The sequence below is a fragment of the Exiguobacterium sp. AB2 genome (genome assembly GCF_000696055.1).
Taxonomy (GTDB): domain Bacteria; phylum Bacillota; class Bacilli; order Exiguobacteriales; family Exiguobacteriaceae; genus Exiguobacterium; species Exiguobacterium alkaliphilum.
In genome coordinates, this window is record NZ_JNAA01000010.1 from 1 (window position 1) to 607 (window position 607).

Genomic DNA, 607 nt, shown 5'->3' on the forward strand with positions numbered 1-607 from the left:
TATACGAGTCTCGCGGATGCCCAGCAGAGTCAGAACTTGATGGCACCGCCGCACGTTGAGACGGAAGGCGCAATTGAACGGACAGGAATCAAGCATGCGTTCCTGCGCAACAACTGGTACTTAGAGAACGAACTCGGAAGCATCCAAGGCGTCCTCGCTGGTGCCCCGTGGGTGACGGCGGCTCGTGACGGGAAAGTCGGCTGGGCGCTCCAACGAGATTATGCGGAAGCGGCGGCAAACGTCCTCATGTCGGATGACTTCGATCAGGAAATCTTCGAACTCTCCGGTCCGCTCCACACGCAAACCGAGCTTGTCGAAGCGCTCAGCGAAGTCCTTGGGCGAGACGTCGCACTCCAAGAAGTGAGTGCCGAGGCCTACGGTGACATCATGCGCGGTGCGGGCGTGCCGGAAGGGGCGATCCCCATCGTCGTCGGCATTCAAGACAGCATTCGCAACGGGTCGCTTGAAGTCGAGTCGAACGACTTTGAATTGGTGCTCGGGCGACCGGTGACCCCGCTGAAAGAAGCGCTCAAACAATTAGTTGACACGTTATAAAACAAGCCGCGACGGTGAGTCGCGGCTTGTTTTATGGTGTGCCCGGCATGGA

At 58.5% G+C, this 607-nt stretch carries 1 pseudogene; it reads left to right on the top strand.

The annotated features are described in order from the left end of the window. Nucleotides 1–555, top strand: a pseudogene (locus DI14_RS01095) (SDR family NAD(P)-dependent oxidoreductase); the annotation flags it as partial. Nucleotides 556–607: the final 52 nt, after the last annotated feature.